This is a genomic window from Enterobacter cloacae complex sp. 397G4, from assembly GCF_050031515.1.
Taxonomy (GTDB): Bacteria; Pseudomonadota; Gammaproteobacteria; order Enterobacterales; family Enterobacteriaceae; genus Enterobacter; species Enterobacter hormaechei_C.
Map to the genome: position 1 here is coordinate 3,162,904 of NZ_JBLGWE010000001.1, position 24,883 is coordinate 3,187,786.

At 56.5% G+C, this 24,883-nt stretch carries 24 protein-coding genes; 10 read left to right on the plus strand and 14 right to left on the minus strand.

Going from position 1 to position 24,883, the window contains the following annotated elements; all coding sequences use genetic code 11:
* The first annotated feature begins 397 nt into the window (after positions 1-397).
* Both ACQG1Y_RS15195 and ACQG1Y_RS15200 read left to right on the plus strand, forming a co-directional pair.
* Positions 398-730, plus strand: a complete 333-nt coding sequence (locus ACQG1Y_RS15195; RefSeq protein WP_047636951.1) for an RcnB family protein — start codon at positions 398-400, stop codon at positions 728-730.
* Positions 681-1,160: a GNAT family N-acetyltransferase gene (locus ACQG1Y_RS15200; protein WP_032619327.1), complete on the plus strand. Its 480-nt coding sequence runs from the start codon at positions 681-683 to the stop codon at positions 1,158-1,160. Before ACQG1Y_RS15195 ends, ACQG1Y_RS15200 begins: the two co-directional genes overlap by 50 nt.
* A gap of 89 nt (positions 1,161-1,249) precedes the next feature.
* Here ACQG1Y_RS15200 and apbC read toward each other — a convergent pair whose 3' ends face one another.
* Positions 1,250-2,359 carry an iron-sulfur cluster carrier protein ApbC gene (gene apbC, locus ACQG1Y_RS15205; protein ID WP_017383367.1) on the minus strand — a complete coding sequence of 370 codons (1,110 nt, stop codon included), beginning with the start codon at positions 2,357-2,359 and terminating at the stop codon, positions 1,250-1,252.
* Positions 2,360-2,496: 137 nt separating this feature from the next.
* Between apbC and metG the strand changes: the two genes are divergently transcribed.
* Positions 2,497-4,530: a methionine--tRNA ligase gene (metG, locus tag ACQG1Y_RS15210; protein ID WP_368740641.1), complete on the plus strand. Its 2,034-nt coding sequence runs from the start codon at positions 2,497-2,499 to the stop codon at positions 4,528-4,530.
* 108 nt (positions 4,531-4,638) lie between these two features.
* Here metG and ACQG1Y_RS15215 read toward each other — a convergent pair whose 3' ends face one another.
* The 3 genes from ACQG1Y_RS15215 to ACQG1Y_RS15225 are packed head-to-tail and all read right to left on the minus strand — an operon-like array spanning position 4,639 to position 7,554.
* The gene (locus ACQG1Y_RS15215; RefSeq protein ID WP_015572337.1) at positions 4,639-5,109 is read right to left on the minus strand and encodes a DUF1456 family protein; all 471 of its coding nucleotides are present in this window, start codon (positions 5,107-5,109) and stop codon (positions 4,639-4,641) included.
* A gap of 46 nt (positions 5,110-5,155) precedes the next feature.
* On the minus strand, positions 5,156-5,875 hold the full coding sequence (gene btsR / locus ACQG1Y_RS15220; RefSeq protein WP_015572336.1) for a two-component system response regulator BtsR: 720 nt from the start codon (positions 5,873-5,875) through the stop codon (positions 5,156-5,158).
* Positions 5,869-7,554, minus strand: coding sequence for a sensor histidine kinase (locus ACQG1Y_RS15225; RefSeq protein ID WP_017383370.1), 1,686 nt, complete (start codon positions 7,552-7,554; stop codon positions 5,869-5,871). The genes btsR and ACQG1Y_RS15225 overlap by 7 nt, the downstream gene beginning before the upstream one ends.
* Before the next feature lie 218 nt (positions 7,555-7,772).
* Between ACQG1Y_RS15225 and mlrA the strand changes: the two genes are divergently transcribed.
* Positions 7,773-8,513 (plus strand): HTH-type transcriptional regulator MlrA, encoded by a 741-nt coding sequence (gene mlrA, locus ACQG1Y_RS15230; RefSeq protein WP_017693055.1) that lies wholly within the window; start codon positions 7,773-7,775, stop codon positions 8,511-8,513.
* Between the two features lie 69 nt (positions 8,514-8,582).
* Positions 8,583-8,696, plus strand: a complete 114-nt coding sequence (locus tag ACQG1Y_RS15235) for a protein YohO (protein ID WP_017383372.1) — start codon at positions 8,583-8,585, stop codon at positions 8,694-8,696.
* On the opposite strand, the gene ACQG1Y_RS15240 is transcribed toward ACQG1Y_RS15235, so the two are convergent.
* The 5 genes from ACQG1Y_RS15240 to bglX all read right to left on the minus strand — a co-directional run bounded on the left by ACQG1Y_RS15240 (position 8,671) and on the right by bglX (position 14,856).
* Positions 8,671-9,408 (minus strand): ABC transporter permease, encoded by a 738-nt coding sequence (locus tag ACQG1Y_RS15240; RefSeq protein WP_017383373.1) that lies wholly within the window; start codon positions 9,406-9,408, stop codon positions 8,671-8,673. The genes ACQG1Y_RS15235 and ACQG1Y_RS15240 overlap by 26 nt on opposite strands.
* A complete protein-coding gene (locus ACQG1Y_RS15245) occupies positions 9,392-10,342 on the minus strand; it encodes an ABC transporter ATP-binding protein (RefSeq protein ID WP_193547874.1) in 951 nt (316 codons plus the stop codon). The genes ACQG1Y_RS15240 and ACQG1Y_RS15245 overlap by 17 nt, the downstream gene beginning before the upstream one ends.
* Positions 10,335-11,492, minus strand: coding sequence for an ABC transporter permease (locus ACQG1Y_RS15250; RefSeq protein ID WP_368740640.1), 1,158 nt, complete (start codon positions 11,490-11,492; stop codon positions 10,335-10,337). Before ACQG1Y_RS15250 ends, ACQG1Y_RS15245 begins: the two co-directional genes overlap by 8 nt.
* A 12-nt stretch (positions 11,493-11,504) precedes the next feature.
* Positions 11,505-12,422 (minus strand): glycine betaine ABC transporter substrate-binding protein OsmF, encoded by a 918-nt coding sequence (gene osmF, locus ACQG1Y_RS15255; protein ID WP_368740639.1) that lies wholly within the window; start codon positions 12,420-12,422, stop codon positions 11,505-11,507.
* A 136-nt stretch (positions 12,423-12,558) separates the two neighbouring features.
* Complete coding sequence (gene bglX / locus ACQG1Y_RS15260) at positions 12,559-14,856, minus strand: beta-glucosidase BglX (RefSeq protein WP_368740638.1); 2,298 nt, start codon at positions 14,854-14,856, stop codon at positions 12,559-12,561.
* 189 nt (positions 14,857-15,045) lie between these two features.
* Here bglX and dld point away from each other — a divergent pair, with 189 nt between their 5' ends.
* Together dld and ACQG1Y_RS15270 are read left to right on the plus strand one after the other, a co-directional pair.
* Positions 15,046-16,803: a D-lactate dehydrogenase gene (gene dld / locus ACQG1Y_RS15265; RefSeq protein ID WP_015572331.1), complete on the plus strand. Its 1,758-nt coding sequence runs from the start codon at positions 15,046-15,048 to the stop codon at positions 16,801-16,803.
* Between the two features lie 102 nt (positions 16,804-16,905).
* On the plus strand, positions 16,906-17,460 hold the full coding sequence (locus tag ACQG1Y_RS15270; protein WP_368740637.1) for an N-acetyltransferase family protein: 555 nt from the start codon (positions 16,906-16,908) through the stop codon (positions 17,458-17,460).
* Positions 17,461-17,565: 105 nt separating this feature from the next.
* Here ACQG1Y_RS15270 and pbpG read toward each other — a convergent pair whose 3' ends face one another.
* Positions 17,566-18,489, minus strand: a complete 924-nt coding sequence (pbpG, locus tag ACQG1Y_RS15275; protein ID WP_015572329.1) for a D-alanyl-D-alanine endopeptidase — start codon at positions 18,487-18,489, stop codon at positions 17,566-17,568.
* Positions 18,490-18,656: 167 nt separating this feature from the next.
* Entirely contained in the window at positions 18,657-19,244 is a 588-nt protein-coding gene (locus ACQG1Y_RS15280; RefSeq protein WP_003859296.1) for a Yip1 family protein, read from the minus strand.
* Positions 19,245-19,401: 157 nt separating this feature from the next.
* Here ACQG1Y_RS15280 and ACQG1Y_RS15285 point away from each other — a divergent pair, with 157 nt between their 5' ends.
* Positions 19,402-19,974, plus strand: coding sequence for a DedA family protein (locus ACQG1Y_RS15285; RefSeq protein ID WP_032669483.1), 573 nt, complete (start codon positions 19,402-19,404; stop codon positions 19,972-19,974).
* Between the two features lie 94 nt (positions 19,975-20,068).
* On the opposite strand, the gene ACQG1Y_RS15290 is transcribed toward ACQG1Y_RS15285, so the two are convergent.
* The 3 genes from ACQG1Y_RS15290 to dusC form a co-directional block, all read right to left on the minus strand.
* Positions 20,069-20,833: an SDR family oxidoreductase gene (locus ACQG1Y_RS15290; protein WP_072203318.1), complete on the minus strand. Its 765-nt coding sequence runs from the start codon at positions 20,831-20,833 to the stop codon at positions 20,069-20,071.
* A gap of 50 nt (positions 20,834-20,883) precedes the next feature.
* Complete coding sequence (gene mdtQ / locus ACQG1Y_RS15295) at positions 20,884-22,302, minus strand: multidrug resistance outer membrane protein MdtQ (RefSeq protein ID WP_203453006.1); 1,419 nt, start codon at positions 22,300-22,302, stop codon at positions 20,884-20,886.
* A 331-nt stretch (positions 22,303-22,633) separates the two neighbouring features.
* Entirely contained in the window at positions 22,634-23,569 is a 936-nt protein-coding gene (gene dusC, locus ACQG1Y_RS15300; RefSeq protein ID WP_015572323.1) for a tRNA dihydrouridine(16) synthase DusC, read from the minus strand.
* A gap of 168 nt (positions 23,570-23,737) precedes the next feature.
* On the opposite strand from dusC, the gene ACQG1Y_RS15305 reads away from it, so the two are divergent.
* Positions 23,738-24,133 (plus strand): CidA/LrgA family protein, encoded by a 396-nt coding sequence (locus ACQG1Y_RS15305; RefSeq protein WP_032671768.1) that lies wholly within the window; start codon positions 23,738-23,740, stop codon positions 24,131-24,133.
* On the plus strand, positions 24,130-24,825 hold the full coding sequence (locus ACQG1Y_RS15310) for a CidB/LrgB family autolysis modulator (protein WP_015572322.1): 696 nt from the start codon (positions 24,130-24,132) through the stop codon (positions 24,823-24,825). The genes ACQG1Y_RS15305 and ACQG1Y_RS15310 overlap by 4 nt, the downstream gene beginning before the upstream one ends.
* The last annotated feature ends 58 nt before the right edge of the window (positions 24,826-24,883 follow it).

Below are 24,883 nucleotides of genomic sequence, written 5' to 3' on the forward strand. Positions count from 1 at the left end.
CAATGAATTAACAGAAACACAAAGAGTATTTATAAAACCACACGACATTCCTTTGGGCAGACTTTACAGCCCTGCATTGTCTTAATCAGGCTTTCGGAAAGAGGGTTTCAGGCAATCTTAAATGTTCTATTTGTTGAATGCATGCCTGAATCTTAGTAAATTTGCCTTGAAAATGTTTTTTCAGAATTAATTAATAAACCAATAATTATGTTATCTGTATAAGCTCATATTTATTCGTCGAAGTAATAATTAATGACGGTTGCGACTACACAAAACCGTGCACTTTTGTTACATTTTTTGCAAACTCACCCTGTGAGGATACTTAAAATGAACTGTCTGCCATCCGTTAGCGGATCTGCACACAAAAAGTATCAGTAACGATATGACTGGAGAAAAAATGGCTAAGCGTAAATTGTTGCTTCTGGGTGTATTACTGTCACTGGCGGGGGTCGCGCACGCTGCACCGCAAACATCGACAGCGCCTTCCGGCATCAAGGCCTATGAAGAGCAAGAGTTTATTGCCGATTTTACGAAGTTTAAAATCGGCGACACCGCGCCCGCGCAGTATCAGACGCCTGAGTACACCATCAAACAGTACCAGCTGCGTAACCTTCCCGCGCCCGATGCCGGCACACACTGGACCTACATGGGTGAGAATTATGTTCTGATTGGCGATGCCGATGGCAAAATCTACAAAGCCTATAACGGAGATATTTTCTATCACCGCTGATACGATCCTAATCCGTCCGTGGCAGGAGAGCGATCGCCCTTTCCTGCGCACGCTCTTCCTTCACGCCCGACGTGAAGCTTGGCCGTGGATGGACAGTTCTGCGTGGCAGCTTGAAGATTTTGACGCGGCAACCCTGGACGAAGGGATTTGGGTGGCGGAGCAGGATGGGCACCGACTTGGCTTTGCCTCAGTCTCGACGAACGATAATTTTCTGCACAACCTGTTTGTCGATCCGAACTATCAGAGCCTGGGCGTCGGACATGTGTTGCTTGAACACGTGCAGAAGACGTTTACCAGCACTGGTTCACTCAAGTGTCTGGTGAAGAATGAGCGGGCGGTTGCGTTTTACCAGCGCCACGGCTGGCACATTGAGGCGACGGGAGATTCTCCGGACGGAGAGTATTATTTGATGCACTATCGGCTTGGGTAAAGTCAGGTGGCGCTACGCTTACCTGACCTACAAAATCGAGGTAGGCCGGGTAAGGCGAAGCCGCCACCCGGCACTAACGCGCAGAGGCGTTACACCGCGCGGAAGGCGATTTCACCCGGAATGACTTCGCCCTGCCAGTAAAGCTGCGCCGCAACGCGCCCCGCCAGCTGACGATAGATTTCCGTGAATTCGCTATCTGGACGGCTGACCACCGTCGGCTTACCGCTATCCAGATCTTCACGCAGTGTGATATGCAGCGGCAGTTGCCCCAGCAGTTGCGTGTGGTATTGCGCCGCCAGCTTTTCGGCGCCACCGGTACCAAAGATAGGCTCATGGTGCCCGCAGTTGCTGCAAATATGCATGCTCATGTTCTCGACGATACCCAGTACCGGCACCTCCACCTTCTCGAACATGACGATGCCTTTTTTGGCGTCGATCAGCGCGATATCCTGCGGCGTGGTGACCACGACGGCGCCGGTAACCGGAATGTTCTGCGCCAGCGTCAGCTGGATATCACCGGTGCCCGGCGGCATGTCCAGTACCAGATAATCGAGGTCAGGCCACATTGTCTCCTGCAACATTTGCAGCAGCGCCTTGCTGGCCATCGGGCCACGCCAGACCATTGCGTTATCGTCCGTGACCAGGTAACCAATGGAGTTGGTCGCCAGACCGTGCGCCACGATTGGCGCCATGTGGGTGCCGTCCGGCGAGGTTGGACGCTGGTTTTCCGCCCCCAGCATGTTTGGAATGGACGGGCCGTAGATATCCGCATCCAGAATGCCGACTTTCGCCCCTTCAGCCGCCAGCGCAAGCGCCAGGTTCACGGCGGTCGACGATTTACCCACCCCGCCCTTGCCCGAGCTGACGGCGATGATGTTCTTCACGCCGTTAACGCCCGGCTGATTTTTCACGCGCTTGAGCGTGGCGATGCTGTGGCTTAGCTTCCAGTCAATTGCTTTTGCGCCGGTAATGCGCAGCAGCTCAGAGCTGGTTTGCTCTTTCAGGGCATCAAAGGCGCTGGTCCAGACGAACGGCATCTGTAGCTCAATGTGCAGCGTATCGTCCAGCCATGCGACGTGATGAAGCGCTTTCAGCGTCGTGAGATTGTGCTTCAGGGTTGGATGCTGAAAATTAGCCAGCGTCCCGGCGACCATTGCTCGTAAGGCTTCCGGTGATTTGGCCTGGGATTGAGAACTCATCCCGACTCCTTTGTTCTTGTGAATAAGACCTTAGACAAACAAGTTTACCTGAAAGGCCGCGGTTTGTGCTTACTTAATAATGCCCCTTTTGGTAATATCGAAAACCCTTTTCACAGTTAAAAGAAGTAATGCCTACTATGACTCAAGTCGCGAAAAAAATTCTGGTAACGTGCGCCCTGCCGTACGCCAACGGCTCAATCCACCTCGGCCACATGCTGGAGCATATCCAGGCTGATGTCTGGGTCCGTTACCAGCGAATGCGCGGCCACGAGGTGAACTTCATCTGTGCGGACGATGCCCACGGCACGCCGATCATGCTGAAAGCGCAGCAGCTGGGCATTTCCCCGGAACAGATGATCGCCGAAATGAGTCAGGAGCATCAGACCGATTTTGCTGGCTTTGATATCAGCTATGACAACTATCACTCCACGCACAGCGACGAAAACCGCGAGCTGTCAGAGCTGATCTACTCCCGTCTGAAAGAGAACGGTTTCATTAAAAACCGCACCATCTCTCAGCTGTACGATCCGGAAAAAGGCATGTTCCTGCCGGACCGTTTCGTCAAAGGCACCTGTCCGAAATGTAAATCCCCGGACCAGTACGGCGATAACTGCGAAGTGTGCGGCGCAACCTACAGCCCGACCGAGCTTATCGAACCGAAGTCCGTGGTCTCCGGCGCGACGCCGGTGATGCGTGACTCCGAGCACTTCTTCTTCGACCTGCCGTCGTTCAGCGAAATGCTGAAGGCGTGGACCCGCAGCGGTGCGTTGCAGGAGCAGGTCGCGAACAAAATGCAGGAGTGGTTCGAATCCGGTCTGCAACAGTGGGATATCTCCCGCGATGCGCCCTACTTTGGCTTCGAAATCCCGAACGCGCCGGGCAAATATTTTTACGTCTGGCTGGATGCGCCGATTGGCTACATGGGGTCGTTCAAGAATCTGTGTGACAAGCGCGGCGACACCGTAAGCTTCGACGAATACTGGAAGAAAGATTCCGATGCCGAGCTGTATCACTTCATCGGTAAAGACATCGTTTACTTCCACAGCCTGTTCTGGCCAGCAATGCTGGAAGGCAGCAACTTCCGCAAGCCGACCAACCTGTTCGTACATGGCTACGTAACGGTGAACGGCGCGAAGATGTCTAAATCTCGCGGGACGTTTATTAAGGCCAGCACCTGGCTGAACCACTTTGACGCGGACAGCCTGCGCTACTACTACACCGCGAAGCTCTCTTCCCGCATCGACGATATCGACCTGAATCTGGAAGATTTCGTGCAGCGCGTGAACGCGGACATCGTCAACAAGGTGGTGAACCTGGCGTCCCGTAACGCAGGTTTTATCGCCAAACGCTTTGACGGCGTGCTTTCTGCCGAACTGGCCGATCCTGAGCTGTATAAAACCTTCACCGACGCCGCCGCTGCGGTTGGCGAAGCCTGGGAAAGCCGTGAATTCGGTAAAGCCATTCGCGAAATCATGGCGCTGGCAGACGTGGCCAACCGCTATGTGGACGAGCAGGCGCCGTGGGTGGTGGCGAAACAGGAAGGCCGCGACGCCGTCTTGCAGGCGATCTGCACCATGGGTCTGAACATGTTCCGCGTGCTGATGACCTGGCTGAAGCCGGTTCTGCCGCAGCTGGCAGCCCGCGCGGAAGCATTCCTGAACACCGAACTGACCTGGGATGCCATCCAGCAGCCGCTGCTCGGCCACAAGGTGAACACCTTCAAGGCGCTGTATAACCGCATCGAGATGAAGCAGGTTGACGCGCTGGTGGAAGCATCCAAAGAAGAGGTGAAAGCGGCCGCCGCACCGGTGACCGGCCCGCTGGCGGACGATCCGATTCAGGAGACCATCACCTTTGATGATTTCGCCAAAGTCGACCTGCGCGTGGCGCTGATCGAAAACGCGGAGTTCGTAGAAGGTTCTGACAAACTGCTGCGTCTGACCCTGGATCTGGGCGGCGAGAAGCGTAACGTCTTCTCCGGCATTCGTTCCGCGTATCCCGATCCGCAGGTGCTGATTGGTCGTCAGACCGTGATGGTGGCAAACCTGGCGCCGCGCAAAATGCGCTTCGGCATCTCTGAGGGGATGGTGATGGCCGCAGGCCCGGGCGGGAAAGATATCTTCCTGTTAAGCCCTGACGAAGGCGCGAAGCCGGGTCAGCAGGTGAAGTAATAAAAAAGCCGGATGAGAATCCGGCTTTTTTTTGCCCGGCGGCGCTACGCTTGCACGGGCCTACGGGTTTTGTAGGCCGGGTCAGGCGAAGCCGCCATCCGGCTAAAATCACCCCTTCTGGTTATGCACCCGCTGCGTCAACCCACGCAGGAAATAACGCAGAAACTGATCCCCACACTCGCGGTAATTCTTATGATCCGGCGCGCGCATCATGGCGGTGATTTCCGGCATCGACACGCGAAATTTCTGCTCGGTCATGATCGCCAGAATGTCGTCAGTTTTCAGGGAGAAAGCAATACGCAGCTTTTTCAGCACCGTGTTGTTATTCACCCGACGCTCCAGCGCCAGCTCAGGCGCAGATTCATCTTTGCCGCGCTTGTCGTAGATGAGGCCATTCAGAAAGCCCGACAGAATAATGTCCGGGCAGCGAACAAAACCCTCTTCATCTTCTTTAGTCATCCAGGTGTCGAACCCGGCGGACGTGGATTCCATGTCGGAGAGCGCAAGAATGCGCACCATGTCATTATTGTTCGCTTTCAGGGTGTAGCGCAGGCTACGAAGAATATCGTTACTTAGCATAGAGCCTTCGAATGTCGATGATGCAATGGCGCGCAGTGTACCAGTTTTACAGCCCTATCGCCTCTTTCAAACTTTTCAGGTAGCGACGACTGACGGGAACGGTTTGCCCGGCACGTAACACCAGCTCGGCCTGGCCGTTATCCTCCAGACGGATCTCTTTCAGGTGCGCCATGTTCACCAGATACTGACGATGGCAGCGGATTAGCGGCGTGCGGCTCTCCAGCGTGCGCAGGGTCAGCTCGGTAAAGCCTTCGTTACCTTCAGCGCTGGTGACGTATACCCCGCTCAGACGGCTGCTGACAAAGGCAACGTCGTCCATTTGCAGGAGGTAAATCCGGCTGTGCCCGGTACAGGGTATAAACTTCAGGGGCTGCTGATGCTCCGGCAGCAGCGTCACGTCCTGCACGGTACGCTCCTGATGCAGGCGGGTCAGGGTCTTTTCAAGCCGTTTCTCTTCAATCGGCTTCAGCAGATAATCAAATGCGTGCTCTTCAAACGCCTTTACCGCGTACTCATCAAAGGCCGTCAGAAAGACGATATAGGGACGGTGCTCCGGGTCGAGCATTCCGACCATCTCCAGCCCGCTGATGCGCGGCATCTGAATATCGAGGAACAGCACGTCCGGGCGCAGTTTATGCACCGCACCGATGCCTTCAATCGCATTGGCACATTCCCCCACAACCTCGATATCACTCTGCTCCTGCAACAGAACACGCAGGTTTTCCCGTGCTAACGGCTCATCATCGACAATCAGCACTCTTAACATGCGTTCTCCTCCAGCGGCAATCGTAAGGTAATTCGGGTATAGCGGTCTGGCTCACAGGCGACGGTGATACCGCAGTCGTCACCAAAATGCGCGCGCAGGCGTTTATCCACCAGGCTCATGCCCAGACCGCCTGACGCGGAAGCTTCATACAGCCCCGCGTTGTCTTCAATATCCAGCACCAGATGGTGGTTAAAACGGGAAGCGGAAATCATAATCTCTCCACTTCCCAGCAGCTGCGACGTCCCATGCTTAATGGCATTTTCTACAATCGGTTGCAGGGTAAAGGCCGGAAGATGCTGATACGCCAGATCGTCCGGGACGGATAACGACACCTGTAAACGTGACTGGAAGCGCGCTTTTTCAATTTGCAGATAGGCGTTTACATGCTCAATCTCGTCCGCGAGGGTGACGATCTCCGAGGGTCGCTTCAGATTTTTGCGGAAAAAGGTCGAGAGAAATTGCACCAGCTGCGCGGCCTGATCGCTGTCGCGGCGGATCACCGCCTTCAGCGTGTTGAGCGCGTTAAACAGGAAATGCGGGTTCACCTGAGCGTGCAGGAGCTTAATTTCTGACTGCGTCAGCAGCGCTTTTTGCCGTTCATACTGCCCCGCCAGGATTTGCGCCGAAAGCAGCTGGGCGATCCCCTCCCCCAGCGTGCGGTTGATGGAGCTGAACAGGCGGTTTTTGGCTTCGTAAAGCTTAATAGTGCCCATGACGCGCTGGTTTTCACCCCGCAGGGGAATGACCAGCGTAGAGCCGAGTTTGCACTGCGGATGCAGGGAACAGCGGTACGGCACTTCATTTCCGTCGGCATACACCACTTCACCCGTTTCAATAGCGCGCAGGGTATAGGCCGAGGAGATCGGTTTGCCCGGCAGATGGTGGTCGTCGCCGGTACCGGTAAACGCCAGCAGCTTCTCGCGATCGGTAATCGCCACGGCTCCGATATCCAGCTCTTTATACAGCACCTGCGCCACCTTCATACTGTTCTCCTCGTTGAATCCCTGCCGCAGGATCCCTTCCGTCGACGCCGCAACTTTTAAGGCGGTGGCAGAAAATGCCGAGGTGTATTTTTCGAACATGGCGCGTTTGTCGAGCAGAATGCGCATAAACAGCGCCGCACCTACGGTATTGGTGACCATCATCGGTGCGGCAATGCTGCTGACCAGATGTAACGCATCGTCAAACGGGCGCGCGATCAGCAGGATGATCGCCATCTGCGCCATTTCCGCCACGAAGGTAATCGCCCCTGCGGTAAAGGGACTGAACACTTTATCCGGGCGACCGCGCTTAATCATATAGCTGTGGACGAGACCACCGAGCAGCCCTTCGACGATGGTGGAGATCATGCAGCTCAGCGCCGTCATACCGCCCATCGAATAGCGGTGCAGGCCGCCGGTTAACCCCACCAGACCGCCGACAACCGGGCCTCCGAGCAGCCCGCCCATTACCGCGCCGATGGCGCGCGTATTGGCGATGGAATCTTCGATATGGAGACCAAACCAGGTCCCCATAATGCAGAATATGGAAAATACGACGTAGCAGAGGAATTTGTGCGGCAGACGGACGGTGACCTGCATCAGCGGGATAAACAGGCGCGTTTTGCTCATCAACCAGGCGATGACAAGGAACACGCACATCTGCTGAAGCAACAGCAGCACCAGATTAAACTCGTACATACTCACAAACCGCACATTCTAAAAACGCGTAACATACACTGATAGCGGTTAACTTTCTTTGAAACGTGCCAAAAAAGCGATAAATCGTGTCCGCCATCACACCTTTTGCCGGAGATAACCTGTCTTTCGTATAATTTGTACAAAAAAGAATCAAATCTTCCTGGTTCCGCAAAGTGGGTCTACAGTTAAGCTGGGGACGCGCAAGCCTGGGGGCGAAAATGGCGCTTTACACAATAGGTGAAGTGGCACTCCTGTGTGATATCAATCCCGTTACGCTACGGGCGTGGCAGCGACGGTATGGATTGCTTAAGCCGCAAAGAACGGACGGCGGGCACCGCCTGTTTAACGATGCGGATATTGACCGGATCCGCGAGATCAAAAGCTGGATCGACAATGGCGTACAGGTCGGCAAGGTAAAATCGCTTCTGAGCCAGGACGATCCAGATACGCAGCTTCTCTGGCGCGAGCAGCAGGAAACGCTGCTGAGGCTGTTGCAGAGTGGCAATTTGCAGCGTTTGCGCGGCTGGATCAAAGAACAGGGTCGAGACTACCCGGCGCAAACCTTGATCACCCATCTTTTTATTCCCCTACGGCGTCGGCTTCAGTGTCAGCAAACCACCTTACAGGCACTGCTCAGCATGCTTGATGGCGTGCTGATTAACTATATTTCCGTCTGTCTTGCCTCAGCGCGGAATAAAAACAGCAAAGATGCGCTGGTGATCGGCTGGAACGTACACGATACCACCCGGCTGTGGCTCGAAGCCTGGATTGCCACCCAGCAGGGCTGGCGCGTTGACGTGCTTGCCCACTCCCTGGCCCAGCTCAGGCCGGAACTGTTTGAGGGACAGACGCTGCTGGTCTGGTGCGGCGAAGTCCCCTCCGCTTCCCAGCAGCAGCTCCTGACGGAATGGCGCGAACATGGTTATCCCGTTTACTCGCTGGGGCCAAATGCGTCGTAACGGCATTTAATGGTTCATTAACAGCTGCGCTTCACCGTATAATTGTTCCGTTAACAACAGGAGCACATGATGAAGGCAACGAAACTGGCCGTAATTACCCTCTTTGCACTGATGGCCATCAGCGGTATCGGTGGCGTTATGCTTGCAGGTTATTCATTTATTGTTCGCGGCGGTGTTGGCTGAGGTATCCGGCCAGGCGTTCAAACAGGCGATCCACCACAATCGCCGCCAGCGCAACCAGAACCGCCCCCTGAATAATGTAAGCCGTATTAAACCCGCTTAACCCGATAATGATCGGCGTTCCCAGCGTATTGGCTCCGACCGTCGAAGCGATGGTTGCCGTACCAATGTTGATAATCACGGACGTTCGCACGCCGGCGATAATCACCGGTGCGGCCAGCGGCAGTTCGACCTTCACCAGCCGCTGCCAGGCGCTCATCCCCATCCCTTCCGCTACGCTCAGCACCGATGCAGGCACCGCCGCAATCCCCGCCAGCGTCCCTTGCAGAATGGGCAACACGCCGTACAAAATCAGCGCAATGATGGCAGGCTCCTGCCCAAAACCGATCGCCGGCACGGCAATCGCCAGCACGGCCACCGGCGGGAAGGTCTGCCCCGTTGCGGCGATGGTCTCCACCAGCGGACGAAACTCCCTGCCCGCGGGTCTCGTCACCGCAATCCCGGCGCCTGTGCCCAGCACGATGGCAATCACGCTTGACACCGCCACCAGCCAGAAGTGCGCCAGGGTGAGATTAACAAAGCTCTCCTGCTGGTACACCGGGCGCGGCAGCCCGGGAATAAGCGCATTAAACAGCGCCGCGCTGTGCGGCATCAGGTAGAGTAAGGCGATAAACAGCCCTGTCAGCCAGAGTAACGGATCACGGACCCACTTCACGCGTCACCTCCCCCGCCAGCAGATCGCGAAAATGGATCGTCCCACATGGCGTCCCCTGCCCGTCCGCAACGGGTAACACCTCGCACTGCCGGGCGACAAACGCCGACAGGGCATCGCGCAGGCTCATCCCATCGTGCAGCGGTTCACCAACGATTTGCGCATCGTGCGGACGCAGATAGTCCCTGACGGTGCGCAGCGAGAGCAGCCTGACGCCCAGCTCGCTGCGGCCAAAAAATTCACGCACAAAATCATTCGCCGGCGAGGTTAACAGCTCAAGCGGCGTACCCTGCTGGACGACTTCGCCGTGATCCATCAGTATCAGACGATCGGCCAGCCGCAGCGCTTCGTCGATATCATGCGTCACCAGCACGATGGTGCGCCCTAGAATACGGTGGATGCGACTCATCTCCGCCTGAAGTGCGCCGCGGGTGACCGGATCCAGCGCGCCGAAGGGCTCATCCATCAGCAGCAACTGCGGGTTAGCGGCCAGCGCGCGCGCCACCCCGACCCGCTGCTGCTGTCCGCCGGAAAGCTGGTGCGGATAGCGGTCGCGAAGCGACGCGTCCAGGCCCAGCAGCGCCATCAGCTCGTCGACACGCTCATTGATCTTCCCCCGGGACCATTTTTCCAGTTGTAGCACGGTGGCAATGTTCTGGGCCACCGTCCAGTGGGGAAACAGGCCGATGGACTGAATGGCGTAGCCCATACGCCGCCGCAGTTCCAGCACCGGCAGGCTGCGGATCTCCTCTCCGGCAAAGCGAATCGTCCCGCTGTCATGTTCCACCAGCCGGTTGATCATCTTCAGCGTCGTCGATTTTCCCGACCCCGACGTCCCGATCAATACCGAGAACGCCCCCTCGGCAAAATGCAGATTGAGGTGGCTTGCCGCCGGACGGCCCGCAAAGGTTTTACTCACATCATGAAATTCAATCATTGGCTCTTCTCCTGAGCAGCGCGAGCCACAGGGCAAACAATGCATCCAGTACGACCGCCAGCGCAATCGTGGGCACAACACCCAGCAGCACCAGATCCAGCGCGCTGCTCAGCAGCCCCTGGAACACCAGTGCCCCAAAGCCGCCCGCCCCGATCAGCGCGGCAATCACCGCCATCCCCACGGTTTGCACCGTCACCACCCGCAGGCTGCGAACCAGCAGCGGAAGCGCAAGCGGCAGCTGTATTTTCCAGAAACACTGGCGCGCACTCATCCCCATCGCATGGGCGCTTTCCAGCACGTCAGGCGGAACCTGGCTTAACCCCGCCACCACGCCGCGCACCAGCGGCAGCAGCGCATACAGCACAAGGGCGATAAGGGCAGGCGTCAGCCCGGTTCCGGCAATGCCTGCCGCGGCCAACGCAGGGAAGGATTTCACCAGACCGGCCAGGGGGGCAATCAGCAGGCCAAACAGCGCAACGAAGGGGATGGTCTGAATAACGTTGAGCACGGTAAAGACGGCACCCTGGCGGCTGGGATGCCGGTAGCACCCGATGCCCAGCGGCACGCCCAGCAGCAACGCCGGGATCAGCGTCCCGAACAGGATCGTCAGATGTTGCGCCAGCGCGTTGTCAAATACCTCCTGGCGGTTGGCGTACTCTTTTAACAGCGAGAGTTGATTCAGATCGCCGCTGAAGAGGATCAGCAGAGGGATGACCCAGAATTGCGCGTTCAGCAGCCAGCGCCAGACGGGTAGCGGTGTGAGACGGCGAATGGCATCGCTACAGACCAGCAGACAAAGTGCCAGCCACAGCCACAGCCCGCTGCCAATCGACGTGCGCGCCAGCGGGCTTTCAACCGAGGCCATCTGCGTTGCCGCCTGTCCCGCGCTCCAGAACAGCACGATAAACAGTGCTTCGCTGAGCAGAAGCGTCAGCCAAAGGGCGGCTCGCCCTGGCCAGAAGGCTAAGGCTACAGTACTCGCCAGCGCCGCGCCCAGCAGTAGCGGCGTAAATGACCAGATCTGCCAGAGCGCGCGCGGTTCGCCCGACACCAGACGGTTTGGCGCGACATTTACAAAGGGTAACGCGACCGCCGCAATGGCCACACAGGCCAACAGCAGCAGGACGCGGTTATGACATTTTATTGGCACAGCCTTGTCCCGTTACTTCACAAGCCCTTGTTGTTTCAGGAAGGCGGTAGCCACCTTTTTGGCATCCAGCCCCTCAACGGCAATGCTGGCATTCAGCTGTTGCAGCGTTTTCGCATCCAGTTTTTCAAACACCGGTTTGAGCCATTCCGCAATATCCGGGTAGGCTTTCAGCACCGCCTCGCGCACGACCGGGGTTGGGGCGTAAATGGGCTGAACGCCTTTCGGGTCGGTCAGGGTTTGCAGACCAAGCGCCGCGACCGGGCCGTCGGTGCCGTAGGCCATCGCCGCGTTGACGCCGGAGGTTTGCTGCGCCGCCGCCTTAATGGTCACCGCCGTGTCGCCGCCCGCCAGCGAGAGCAGCTGGGACTGATCGAGCTTGAAATCATAGGCTTTTTCAAACGCTGGCAGGGCATCAGCGCGCTCGATAAACTCTGCCGAGGCCGCGAGCTTAAACTCGCCCTTCTCTTTCAGGTAGCGGCTGAGATCGTCAAGCGAGGTGAGCTTGCCTTTCTCGGCAATATCTTTACGCACCGCGATGGTCCAGGTGTTGTTGGCCGGTGCCGGCGTAAGCCAGACCAGCTTATTTTTTTCCGCGTCCAGCTTTTTGACTTTTTCGTACCCGGCTTTGGCATTTTTCCAGGCCGGATCGTTTTCATCCTTGAAGAAGAATGCCCCGTTGCCGGTGTATTCCGGGTAGATATCCAGCTCGCCGGACGTGATGGCACCGCGTACGACAGGTGTGGTGCCAAGCTGTACTTTATTGACCGTTTTCACGCCGTGGCTTTCGAGTACCTGCAAAATGATATTGCCGAGCAACGCGCCCTCGGTATCAATTTTGGAACCCACCTTAACCGGCTCTGCGGCCTGTAGCGGCAGGCTTAGCGCCGCCAGAAGCACCGCCGATCCTGTTATCCCCTTAATAATCGTCATTCTGCTTTCCTCATTATTTTGTGGCCTTTTTCATAGGCTTGAGACAAAAGCGTAGCTTAAAACAGCGAATTTAACCGTTTTTCGTACAAGATGAGAGGCATCCCCCGCCAGGCGGGGGATGGGGAGGAAGGTAAGATTATTGCAGCTCGAATTCGGCTTTGTTCACGCGGGCGGAATCCACGCCAATGAAGACGTTGAATTTGCCAGGCTCGGCATCGTATTTCATCTGCTGGTTCCAGAACTTCAGCGCATTCACGTCAATCGGGAAGCTGACCGTTCTGGTTTCGCCCGGTTTCAGGTTGACCTTCTCGAAGCCGCGCAGCTGTTTCACCGGACGGCTCATGGAGGCCGTGACATCCTGAATGTACATCTGGATCACCGTCGCGCCTTCGCGTTTGCCGCTGTTGGTCACCTCCACGCTGGCGGTCACTTTGCCGTCATGCTTCATCGTAGGCGCTGACATTTTCACGTCAGAGACCTTGAAGGTGGTGTAGCTCAGGCCATAGCCAAACGGATACAGCGGGCCGTTCGCCTCATCGAAATAACGAGACGTGTACTTGTTCGGCTTGTCGGCGTTATACGGACGACCGGTGTTCAGGTGGCTGTAGTAAACCGGGATCTGCCCGACGGAGCGCGGGAAGGACATCGGCAGCTTGCCGGACGGGTTGTAATCGCCAAACAGCATGTCGGCAATGGCGTTACCGCCTTCGGTACCGGCGAACCAGGTTTCCAGAATGGCGTCAGCCTGCTGGTCTTCTTTCACTAGCGCCAGCGGACGCCCGTTCATCAGCACCAGCACCAGCGGCTTGCCGGTGGCTTTCAGGGCCGCGATCAGATCGCGCTGGCTTTGCGGGATGGTAATGTCGGTACGGCTGGAGGCTTCGTGCGCCATCCCCTGCGCTTCACCCACCACCGCGACCACCACGTCGGACTGCTTCGCGGCGTTCACCGCTTCGTCGATCATCTCTTTAGGCGTGCGCGGATCCACCTTCACCGCTTCCTCGTACTGGTTGAGGAAGGTCACGATGTCTTTATCGTTGGTGACGTTCGCGCCTTTGGCGTAAACCACTTTTGCATTATCACCCACGGCGCTCTTAATGCCGGTCAGCACGGTAACGGACTGATCCGCCACGCCTGCGGCGGACCAGCTGCCCATGACGTCGCGCTTGCTGTCGGCCAGCGGACCAACCACGGCAATGGTGCCGGATTTTTTCAGCGGCAGCGTGTCGAGACGGTTTTTCAGCAGCACCAGGCTTTCGCGCGCTACTTCCCGGGCTTCCTTACGGTGCAGACGGCTTTCGGCGTTAGTGTCCGCCGGGTCTGAATCCTTCGGCCCCAGATGGCTGTAAGGATCGTTAAACAGCCCCATGTCATATTTCACGTTCAGCACGTGGCGAGCGGCGTCGTCCAGCTCTGCCATCGTCACTTTGCCGCTCTTCACCAGCCCCGGCAGGTATTTGCTGTAATACTCGTCGCTCATGCTCATGTTGATGCCGGACTTGAGCGCCACGCGTACCGCGTCTTCCGGATCGGACGCCGTGCCGTGTTTAATCAGCTCTTTAATCGCGCCGTGGTCAGAGACGGTAATGCCCTTAAAGCCCCACTGGTCGCGCAACACGTCTTTCAGCAGCCACGAATCGGAGGTGGCAGGCGTGCCGTTGAGAGAGTTCAGCGCTACCATCACCGCCCCGCTGCCCGCGTCCAGCCCTGCCTTGTATGGCGGCATGTAGTCGTTGAACAGGCGCTGTGGGCTCATGTCGACGGTGTTGTACTCTTTACCGCCCTCCACCGCGCCATAGGCGGCGAAGTGCTTGACGCTGGTCATCACCGAGTAACGATCTGCCGGGCTTTTGCCCTGCATCGCTTCCACCATGGTTTTGCCCATCGTGGCGGTTAAATACGTGTCTTCACCGAAGCCCTCCGAAGCGCGGCCCCAGCGCGGATCGCGGGAGACGTCAACCATCGGCGCCCAGGTCATATTCAGGCCGTCGTCTGCGGCTTCATATGCCGAAACGCGCCCGACGGTTTTCACCGCATCAAGATTAAAAGAGGAGGCTAAGCCGAGGCTAATCGGGAAGACGGTACGCTGGCCGTGCACCACGTCATAAGCGAAGAACAGTGGAATTTTCAGGCGGCTCAGCTCCATCACCTGATCCTGCATCTTGCGGATATCCTGGCGGGTAACGGTGTTAAAAATGGCCCCTACCTGCCCGTCTTTGATCATCTCGCGAATGGCTTCTTTCGGGTTATCCGGACCGACGCTGATCAGGCGCAGCTGGCCGATTTTCTCATCGACCGTCATCTTTTTGAGTAAATCCGTGACAAAGGCGTCGCGGGCTTCGGGCGTGAGCGGGTGATTACCAAACAAATCCTCTGCCAGCGCAGGTTGCAGCGCCAGGCTGACGGCAACACCTACAGAACATAGCCATTTCATGTTGTTATTCTCTCTCATCAATAACCGCGGGAAGCACCCGGCCAGACCGTGCGAAAAGCGCAGTGTGCCATAAAGCCTGAAAACCTTGCAGGGTTATTCTCTGATTTTTCTCATGAATACCCGACCGCTCAACGGCTAATCGCGCTATGCTTTACAGCGAGAAATTTGCCCCACCACAAGGAGTGGAAGATGTCTTCTGTTCGAACTGACGATAACACTACATTTATTAACGAACTGTCTCGCCTGGTTGGTCACTCTCACCTGCTTACCGACCCGGCCAAAACCGCCCGCTATCGGAAGGGCTTTCGCTCCGGCCAGGGCGACGCGCTGGCGGTAGTCTTCCCCGGTACGTTGCTCGAACTGTGGCGCGTGCTCAGCGCCTGCGTTGCGGCAGACAAGATTATTTTAATGCAGGCTGCGAATACCGGCCTGACCGAAGGCTCCACGCCGAACGGCAACGATTACGATCGTGACATCGTGATTATCAGCACCCTGCGCCTCGACAAACTGCACCTGCTGGACAAGGGCGAACAGGTGCTCGCCTTCCCCGGCACCACGCTTTACTCGCTGGAAAAAGCGCTTAAGCCGCTGGGACGCGAACCGCACTCGGTGATCGGCTCATCGTGCATTGGCGCCTCGGTGATCGGCGGGATCTGCAATAACTCCGGCGGCTCGCTGGTGCAGCGCGGCCCGGCTTACACGGAAATGTCGCTGTTCGCCCGTATCGATGAAAACGGCAAGCTGACGCTGGTTAACCATCTGGGGATCGATCTGGGCGTAACGCCTGAACAGATCCTCAGCAAACTCGACGATGACCGCGTGAAGGACGAAGACGTTCAGCACGATGGCCGTCACGCGCATGACCACGATTACATCACCCGCGTGCGCGATATCAATGCCGATACGCCGGCGCGCTATAACGCCGATCCGGATCGCCTGTTTGAATCCTCCGGCTGCGCGGGCAAGCTGGCCGTTTTTGCGGTGCGCCTCGATACCTTCCCGGCAGAGAAAAAGCAGCAGGTGTTTTACATCGGCACCAATCAGCCGGAGGTGCTGACGGAGATCCGTCGTCATATTCTGGCCGAGTTCACTCACCTGCCGGTGGCGGGCGAGTATATGCACCGGGACATTTACGACATCGCCGAGCGCTACGGGAAAGACACCTTCCTGATGATCGACAAACTCGGCACCGACAAAATGCCGTTCTTCTTCACTATGAAGGGCCGCACCGACGCGATGCTGGAGAAAGTATCGTTGTTCAAACCGCACTTCACCGACCGCTTTATGCAGAAGCTGGGTAACGTCTTCCCGGCGCATTTACCGGAGCGGATGAAGACCTGGCGCGACAAGTATGAGCACCATCTGCTGCTGAAAATGGCCGGGGACGGAATTGCCGAAGCGCAGAGCTGGCTCACCGAATTCTTCAAAACCGCCGACGGGGATTTCTTTGCCTGTACGCCGGAAGAAGGCAGCAAAGCCTTTCTGCACCGCTTCGCCGCGGCGGGTGCTGCCATCCGTTATCAGGCGGTGCATTCCGAAGAGGTGGAGGATATTCTGGCGCTGGATATCGCCCTGCGTCGCAACGATACCGAGTGGTTTGAACATCTGCCGCCGGAGATCGACAGCAAGCTGGTGCATAAGCTCTATTACGGCCACTTTATGTGCTATGTCTTCCATCAGGATTACATCGTCAAAAAAGGGGTTGATGCACACGCGCTGAAAGAACAGATGCTGGCGCTGCTGCACGAGCGTGGCGCGCAATATCCTGCCGAGCACAACGTAGGACACCTGTACAAAGCGCCGGAGACGCTTAAACAGTTTTATCGCAAAAATGACCCTACAAACAGTATGAACCCGGGCATTGGTAAGACAACGCGGAAGAAATACTGGAAAGAGAGTGCCGAAACAGAGGAACACAATACGCAAGCCTCTGATGAACTCTTATAGCCAAATTTAAGAGATTGTTAAGCCCTCCTCAAACGTACTAGAGTATCTGCCTGTTGCCAGAGAAACGTTTCTCTGGCTTTCCAAACAAGGAGCGGGCAGAACATGTCGGCTGTAGAAATTTTCCCCGAAACTGAAATCGAGGTGCGCGACGCCCTTCCTGACGATGCGCATGCCATCTCGGCGATATACGCCTGGCATGTGCTTCATGGCCGTGCGTCCTTCGAGGAAGTTCCTCCCACCGTCGATGAGATGCGTCAGCGGATGAAGAGCGTGACCGACAGCGGTTTACCGTGGCTGGTTGCGATGTATCGCGGCATTGTTGTCGGCTACTGCTACGCCACGTTTTATCGTCCACGCCAGGCCTACCGGTACACCCTTGAGGAATCCATCTATGTGGATGCCAGCACTACCGGGCGCGGGTTTGGCTCGGCCTTACTCCAGGCACTGATCGCCCGTTGTGAACAAGGACCCTGGCGGCAGATGATTGCCGTGGTTGGTGACGGAAACAATAATGCGGGATCGTTACGGCTGCATAAAAAACATGGCTTCGAGGTTGTCGGTCAACTGCGCAGCGTGGGGTATAAGAAGGGGGACTGGCGGGATACGTTGATCATGCAGCGTCCACTCAACGATGGTGACTGGACGCTGCCGGAGTAGGCGCTTTCGCCCGGTGGCGCTTCGCTTACCGGGCCTACGTATCGGGGCCGCTTTAGGGCCGTAGGCCGGGTAAGGCGAAGCCGCCACCCGGCACAGACAGGCGGCTCAGTCGTTCTGCGCCGTCGCCATCTGTTCCGCTTTCTGCTTTTTATACGCCAGCGCTGAAGCCGGCACCGGCTGCACTTTCCCGGTTTCAATCCAGGTGCGCAGGCGGCTGGCGTCCGCAAAGTGGGTATATTTGCCGAAGGCATCCATCACCACCAGCGCCACTGGCTTACCGTTAAACACGGTGCGCATCACCAGGCAGTGCCCTGCCGCATTAGTGAATCCGGTCTTGGTTAACTGAATATTCCAGTTATCGCGATACACCAGATGGTTAGTGTTGCGGAACGGCAGCGTATACGCCGGGTTCGAGAATGTCGCCATCTCCTCACGCGTGGTACTGAGCTGACCGATCAGCGGGTATTGCTTACTGGCGATCAGCAGCTTGGTTAAATCACGCGCCGTCGAGACGTTATGAATCGACAGACCGGTTGGCTCTACGAAATGGGTATTTTTCATCCCCAGCGCTTTGGCTTTGGCGTTCATCGCGCGGATAAACGCGTCGTAACCACCAGGATAATGGTGGGCAAGGCTCGCCGCCGCGCGGTTCTCAGAGGACATCAGCGCCAGCAGCAGCATATTTTTACGGCTGATTTCACTGTTCAGACGCACGCGAGAGTAGATCCCTTTCATCTCTGGCGTGTGGCTGATATCCACCTTCAGCTTTTCGTCCAGCGGCAGTCGTGCATCAAGCACCACCATCGCGGTCATGACTTTGGTTATGGAAGCGATCGGGCGCACCAGATCCGGATGACTGGCGTAGATCACCTTGTTGGTATTCAGGTCAACGATCATCGCGCTGCCGGACGCAATCTGGGGTTGCGCAGCAGCGGTGGCGACTGCGGTCGTTTTGGCGATGGCTGGCGCGGTAGCGGAGACGCCCAGCAGCAGCGCAAGACTAAGGAGTGACACTCGAAATTTCAGCATGATGAGACTTCTGATAATGATTCACGCACGTTATGACGTACACCGCCTGTGTCAACGGATAAACACAGGCTGGCTTCGGCATCATAGCGGTCACCGTGCGTTGTCGCCAGCGGAGAATCATAACCAGATGCTGCATTGCTGGCATTTACGCCAGCAATGCAGGGAACTTAAAAGAGACGGTATCCATAACCCCAAAGAATAACTGTCAGGGCCAGTAGCGCCTCAAGGACCAGTACGCCGATGGCAAGCGTAGAGCTGGAGAAGCTCAGGCCCTCTTCTTTATTGATATTGAGGAAGGTTGGCACCCCTACATACAGCAGATAACCGGTGTAAAAGAGGGCAACCGTACCGATCAGCGCGCACAGCCAGACCAGTGGATAGAGCGCGACAATACCGCTTAAAAACAGCGGGGTCGCGACGTATCCGGCGAAGACCATACAGTGTGCCAGCGACGGGCGCTGCGGATAGTTGCGCGCCATCCAGTGGATGACCCGCCCCATCACCGCCACCCCGGCCAGCATCAGGCCATAAAACAGAATGGCCAGGTACAGTCCGGTAAACCAGGAAAGCTGAACCACGGTGCCGTCACCAAAGTTCCAGCCTATCTGCGTAGTACCAATAAACGCGCAGACCACCGGCACCGCTGCCATCAGCAGGACATGGTGGGTATAGTGATGCGCGACCGTTTCGTTCTCGTTACGGATCACCTGCATTTCACGATCGGGATGGGAGAAAAGTCCCCAGACATGGTTCATAACGCCCCCTTGTTGTCGGCCCGTCAGCGATAGCTTAAGTATAATGCAGGCTTTAGATTATTTTATGTACAGTGGGAAATTTCCGTTGATTGCCGCGCGGTTGATGGATGGGGTATATGATTAACGCAGGCACAGTAAGGGAGATGACGTTTACGTAATGGATATCAACGGTCTTATTGAACAATATGGATACGCCGCGCTGGTGATCGGCAGCGTCGCGGAAGGCGAAACCATCACGCTGCTGGGCGGGGTGGCCGCACATCAGGGATTGCTGAAATTCTCGCTGGTGGTCGCCGCCGTCGCGTTGGGCGGTATGATTGGCGATCAGCTGCTCTACTTTCTGGGGCTGCGCTTTGGCCCAACGCTTTTGCAACGTTTTGCTAAGCATCAAAAGAAAATTCGCCGTGCTCAGCGGCTTATCCAGCGACGTCCCTGGCTGTTTGTGATTGGTACCCGCTTTATGTACGGCTTTCGCATCATCGGGCCAATACTGATTGGCGCGAGCCGCTTACCGCCGAAAATCTTCCTGCCGCTGAACATTCTCGGGGCGATTGCCTGGGCGCTGATTTTCACCACGCTTGGCTACGTGGGTGGCGAAGTAATAGGTCCGTGGCTGCATAATCTCGATCAGCATCTTAAACACTGGGCCTGGTTGATCCTGGTTGTTGCAGTGGTGATTGTGGTACGGCTGTGGATGCGGCACAGAGAGAAGAGGCGGGATCAGGAGTGAGTGCGGCCTGATGCCCTCACCCCGGCCCTCTCCCACAGGGAGAGGGGGTTTTTAGTTCCCTCTCCCACAGGGAGAGGGTTAGGGTGAGGGGAACCTATCCCTCCGGCTTAAACTGCGGATTCGCCAGCATAAAACCGCCGTCGACGATAAACGACTGCCCGGTGGTGTAGCTGGCGTCGCTGTCACACAGCCACGCCACCAGGCTGGCAATTTCTTTGGTATGCCCTGGCCGTGCCAGCGGGATTTCCGGCATTGCGCCTTCTTTCACTTCGCTGTCGTCCATATCATTCATCGGCGTGGCGATCGCTCCGGGCGCAACGGCGTTCACCAGAATCTTATGTTTAACCAACTCCAGCGCCATCGACTTTGTTAACCCGCCCAGCGCATGTTTGGCCGCCGTATAGGCGCTGGCGTCCGGCAATGGCGTATGTTCATGCACCGAGGTGATATTCACGATCCGCCCCCCTTCCCCCTGCTTCACCATCTGACGCGCCGCGATTTGCGAGCAGAGAAACGCGCCGTCCACGTCAACGGTGAATATGTGCCGCCAGTCGTCAAACGACAGGTCCAGAAATGGCGCTTTATTCATCGCCCCGGCATTGTTAACCAGCACATCCAGCCGCCCGAAACGCGTAATCAGGGTTTCAATGGCCTTTGCGCCTTCCGGCAAATTGCTTAAGTCGAGATGAATGGCCTCGGCACGCTGCCCGCGCGCTTCAATTTCACGGCAGGTTGCCAGCGCCCCTTTCTCATCTGAATGCCAGGTTACTCCGACATCAAACCCGCGTTCGGCCAGCATCAGGGCCGTCGTTTTTCCAATTCCTGAATCCGATGCGGTAACAATTGCGACTCGCGTCATACTCACCTCCTGATAATCTGCAAAGAGGTAAGTATAGATAATGCGCAATGTTAGCCGTGATGATATCCGCCACCCAGCGCGGAGGTGAGCTGGAGCGTGGCATCCACGTACTGACCTTTCAGCATGAACCCGGTAATACGCTCTTTGAGCGCCGGAATTTTTGCTTCACTCACTCGGGAGCCGGCAATGATCCCGGCGCTGAAACGCGCCTGTGCCAGCGCAACGACGCGCGCCGCATCTTTTTCGATCTGCTGCTGGTGCTGATTTTTGGCGGTCAGCGTTTCCACTTCGCTGGCCGTCCGGGCAACCTGGTTTACGGCATCTACCACGGCCTTGTTGTAGTTCGCCACGGAGAGGTTGTTTTGCGCCTGGGCGATATCCAGGTTCGCATTCAACCGACCGCTGTCAAAAATTGGCAGCGTCAGCCCGGCGGTTACGCCCATTTGCTGCGCAGATGAGCGGAACAGGTCACTCAGGTGCAATGCATCCTGCTGCAAGAATGCCATCAAATTGATGTCAGGGTAGAACGCGGCTCTGGCGGCATCCACTTCGCTCATGGATGCTTCGATATACCAGTGGGCCTCCTGCAAATCCGGGCGCCGAGCCAGCAGTTCATAACCGAGCGTTGACGGCAGCGACGCCTCTGCATCAGGTAAGGCATGCCGGGCGAGCGTGACTGAAGGGGTATGGGTCAACGCATTCAGACGCGCCTCAATGACCTTCATTTTGCCGTGCACGTCAGCGAGCTGCTCATCGGTTTTGCTGGCATTAATATCCGTTTCAACGCCTTCCACCGAGGAGGTAATGCCGTGCTGATAAAGCTCGCGATCGGCACCGATGATATTTTCCTGCTCCCGTTTGATTTGCGCGAGTACGTCACCCACCGCGGCCTCGGTCTGCCAGTCCCAGTACAGCCGCGCGACGCTGCTGGCGAGCAGCTGGCGGGTCTGCTCCAGCTCCGCTTTTTGCGCATTCACCTGACCGATGCGGGCCTCAATTTGGGCGCGGTTTTTACCCCATAAATCCAGATCCCAACCCGCCGTCAGACCAAAGGTGCCGTTGGTGTACCAGGGGCCGGTTGTCCCCGCCGCCGGGTCGGTCAGCGCAAATGGCCCCATCAGCCCCTCTGCCGACATTTTTTGCCGTTCAACATCTGCGGAAAAATCCAGCTGTGGACCCTCAGCAGCGACAGCGGCTTTCGCCTGTGCTTCCGCCAGGGTGATACGCTGACGGGCAATTTGCATATCCGCCGCATCCTCCAGCGCTTTGTCGATCAGCGCGTTGAGCTGGGGGTCGTTAAAGTCTTTCCACCATTCGCTTTTTGGCCAGTCGGCATGACGCAGTTGGGTATTTACAGATGCGGCGGCGGCTTGCGTTTTTACTGGAGACACCGTGGCATGTTCCGGCGCGCAGGCGGCCAGCATAAAAACAAGAGGAGCACTCAGAGATAAAGTAAGAGAACGTTTCATTACGCCATGAACTCAAAAAAATAAAGGCGCAACTTACGCTTACTGACGTTCCGTTTTTTAGTAACGCGTGGCAATCCGCATATTGTTATACATTTTCATATCCGGAAATTTATTCTCCAAGACAATGATTTAATTTCATGTATTCATGCTAATTATGAATTGGCTGCTACACTTACTTCGACAGACATACGCAGGAGAGGCGAATGAAAATATTATTGTGGGTTATTTTGATTATATTTCTGATAGGGCTGCTGGTGGTAACCGGCGTATTCAAGATGATTTTCTGATTCTGCTGCCCGGCTCCGCGCCGGGCAAGCTCTTCACACTTCGCTCAGGATTTTGACTGGATCACTCGGGCAATATCCGCAGACGTCTGTAGCGTACGAATCTCCTGAAATAATCCCAGCGCGTCGTCGTACTCTTTACGCAAATAACTCAGCCACTGCTTAATGCGCGCGACGTGATACAAGCCGGTATCGCCTTGCTTTTCCAGCCGCGTGTATTTTTGCAGTAGTTTCACCACATCCGCCCACGGCATCCGCGGCTCATTATATTTCACCACCCGGCTGAGGTTCGGCACGTTCAGCGCACCGCGGCCAATCATCACGGCATTACAGCCGGTCTCTTTGAGGCAGGCCTGCGCGCTCTCGTAATCCCAGATTTCGCCGTTGGCAATCACCGGGATCGTAAGCCGTTTGCGGATCTCGCCAATCGCCTGCCAGTTAATGCGCTCGGCTTTATAACCATCCTCTTTGGTTCGCCCGTGCACCACCAGCTCGGTGGCGCCCGCCTGCTGCACCGCGTCAGCAATTTCAAACTGCTTGTCGTCGCTGTCCCATCCCAGACGCACTTTGACCGTCACCGGCAGGTGCGATGGCACCGCCTCACGCATGGCCTTTGCGCCGCGATAAATCAGCTCCGGATCTTTAAGTAGCGTCGCCCCCCCGCCGCTGCCGTTGACCAGCTTTGACGGACAGCCGCAGTTAAGATCGACGCCGTACGAACCAAGCGCTACCGCGCGGGCGGCGTTTTCAGCCAGCCACTCAGGATACTGGCCGAGCAGCTGGACGCGCACCAGCGTACCGGACGGAGTGCGGCTCTGACGATGCAGTTCCGGGCAGAGACGATAAAATGATTTTTCTGGCAGCAACATATCGACCACGCGCAGAAACTCCGTCACGCAGAGATCGTAATCGTTCACCTCGGTAAGCAGCTCGCGCACGAGAGAGTCGAGCACACCTTCCATCGGGGCCAGTAAAACACGCATTCTGAGTACCTGTGAAAAAAGACGCGCTATAGTAGCTGCTCTCTATGTATGTTGAAAGCCCGGCGTTCCATTGCGGAATGTCTGGTATGCCCAAAATTCATGATGTGATCCGTGGCACATTTTCAGGTTTAATTGTATGATGAATACGTCTCAGCAAGGACTTTCACCATGAGCAAATCACTGAATACTATCTGGCAATACCTTCGCGCCTTCGTCCTGATTTATGCCTGCCTGTACGCCGGTATTTTTATCGCTTCGCTGCTGCCGATTACGATACCCGGCAGCATTATCGGCATGCTGATCCTGTTTGTGCTACTGGCATTACAGGTGCTGCCCGCGAAATGGGTTAATCCGGGGTGCTTCGTTCTCATTCGCTATATGGCCCTGCTTTTTGTGCCTATCGGCGTTGGGGTGATGCAGTATTACGATGTGCTTAAAGCGCAGTTCGGCCCGATTGTGGTCTCCTGCGCCATCAGTACGCTGGTGGTATTCCTGGTCGTCAGCTGGAGTTCACACATTGTGCATGGCGAACGCAAGGTCGTCGGGGAGAGAACAAAAAAATGATGGCGAATATCTGGTGGTCCCTGCCGTTAACCCTGGTGGTGTTCTTTGCTGCGCGTAAGCTTGCGGTGCGTTTCAAAATGCCGTTGCTCAACCCGCTGCTGGTCGCCATGGTGGTGATTATTCCTTTTCTGCTGCTCACCGGCATTCCTTACGAGCGTTACTTCGCCGGGAGCAAGATCCTCAACGATTTGTTGCAGCCTGCCGTGGTGGCGCTGGCGTTTCCTTTATATGAGCAACTGCATCAGATCCGCGCGCGCTGGAAATCCATCATTACCATCTGCTTTGTGGGTAGCCTTGTTGCGATGATCACCGGTACCTCGGTGGCCTTATTGATGGGCGCGTCGCCGCAGATCGCCGCCTCTATCCTGCCTAAATCCGTCACCACACCGATTGCCATGGCCGTGGGCGGCAGCATCGGGGGCATTCCGGCCATCAGCGCCGTGTGCGTGATTTTCGTCGGTATCCTGGGCGCGGTGTTTGGTCATACGCTGCTGAATATCATGAAAATTCGGACCAAAGCGGCACGCGGTCTGGCGATGGGTACCGCCTCGCACGCGCTGGGCACCGCACGCTGCGCGGAACTGGATTATCAGGAAGGGGCATTCAGCTCGCTGGCGCTGGTGATCTGCGGGATTATCACTTCCCTGGTCGCGCCGTTTATCTTCCCGATTATTCTGGCAGTCATGGGCTAAAATTTGCGATGCGTCGCGCAAATTTCATTTTCATTTCATAAGTTGCACACATAATGAG

What these genes read in the sequence shown, in the direction of transcription:
- ACQG1Y_RS15310 (WP_015572322.1), top strand. Translation starts at nt 24,130, where the DNA reads ATGATGGCGAATATCTGGTGGTCCCTGCCGTTAACCCTGGTGGTGTTC.
- ACQG1Y_RS15245 (WP_193547874.1), bottom strand. Translation starts at nt 10,342, where the DNA reads ATGATTGAATTTCATGATGTGAGTAAAACCTTTGCGGGCCGTCCGGCG.
- ACQG1Y_RS15290 (WP_072203318.1), bottom strand. Translation starts at nt 20,833, where the DNA reads ATGACGCGAGTCGCAATTGTTACCGCATCGGATTCAGGAATTGGAAAA.
- ACQG1Y_RS15200 (WP_032619327.1), top strand. Translation starts at nt 681, where the DNA reads ATGGCAAAATCTACAAAGCCTATAACGGAGATATTTTCTATCACCGCT.
- ACQG1Y_RS15270 (WP_368740637.1), top strand. Translation starts at nt 16,906, where the DNA reads ATGTCGGCTGTAGAAATTTTCCCCGAAACTGAAATCGAGGTGCGCGAC.
- ACQG1Y_RS15285 (WP_032669483.1), top strand. Translation starts at nt 19,402, where the DNA reads ATGGATATCAACGGTCTTATTGAACAATATGGATACGCCGCGCTGGTG.
- ACQG1Y_RS15305 (WP_032671768.1), top strand. Translation starts at nt 23,738, where the DNA reads ATGAGCAAATCACTGAATACTATCTGGCAATACCTTCGCGCCTTCGTC.
- ACQG1Y_RS15215 (WP_015572337.1), bottom strand. Translation starts at nt 5,109, where the DNA reads ATGCTAAGTAACGATATTCTTCGTAGCCTGCGCTACACCCTGAAAGCG.
- ACQG1Y_RS15195 (WP_047636951.1), top strand. Translation starts at nt 398, where the DNA reads ATGGCTAAGCGTAAATTGTTGCTTCTGGGTGTATTACTGTCACTGGCG.
- dld (WP_015572331.1), top strand. Translation starts at nt 15,046, where the DNA reads ATGTCTTCTGTTCGAACTGACGATAACACTACATTTATTAACGAACTG.
- osmF (WP_368740639.1), bottom strand. Translation starts at nt 12,422, where the DNA reads ATGACGATTATTAAGGGGATAACAGGATCGGCGGTGCTTCTGGCGGCG.
- pbpG (WP_015572329.1), bottom strand. Translation starts at nt 18,489, where the DNA reads ATGCTGAAATTTCGAGTGTCACTCCTTAGTCTTGCGCTGCTGCTGGGC.
- metG (WP_368740641.1), top strand. Translation starts at nt 2,497, where the DNA reads ATGACTCAAGTCGCGAAAAAAATTCTGGTAACGTGCGCCCTGCCGTAC.
- mlrA (WP_017693055.1), top strand. Translation starts at nt 7,773, where the DNA reads ATGGCGCTTTACACAATAGGTGAAGTGGCACTCCTGTGTGATATCAAT.
- ACQG1Y_RS15280 (WP_003859296.1), bottom strand. Translation starts at nt 19,244, where the DNA reads ATGAACCATGTCTGGGGACTTTTCTCCCATCCCGATCGTGAAATGCAG.
- dusC (WP_015572323.1), bottom strand. Translation starts at nt 23,569, where the DNA reads ATGCGTGTTTTACTGGCCCCGATGGAAGGTGTGCTCGACTCTCTCGTG.
- ACQG1Y_RS15235 (WP_017383372.1), top strand. Translation starts at nt 8,583, where the DNA reads ATGAAGGCAACGAAACTGGCCGTAATTACCCTCTTTGCACTGATGGCC.
- btsR (WP_015572336.1), bottom strand. Translation starts at nt 5,875, where the DNA reads ATGTTAAGAGTGCTGATTGTCGATGATGAGCCGTTAGCACGGGAAAAC.
- bglX (WP_368740638.1), bottom strand. Translation starts at nt 14,856, where the DNA reads ATGAAATGGCTATGTTCTGTAGGTGTTGCCGTCAGCCTGGCGCTGCAA.
- ACQG1Y_RS15225 (WP_017383370.1), bottom strand. Translation starts at nt 7,554, where the DNA reads ATGTACGAGTTTAATCTGGTGCTGCTGTTGCTTCAGCAGATGTGCGTG.
- apbC (WP_017383367.1), bottom strand. Translation starts at nt 2,359, where the DNA reads ATGAGTTCTCAATCCCAGGCCAAATCACCGGAAGCCTTACGAGCAATG.
- mdtQ (WP_203453006.1), bottom strand. Translation starts at nt 22,302, where the DNA reads ATGAAACGTTCTCTTACTTTATCTCTGAGTGCTCCTCTTGTTTTTATG.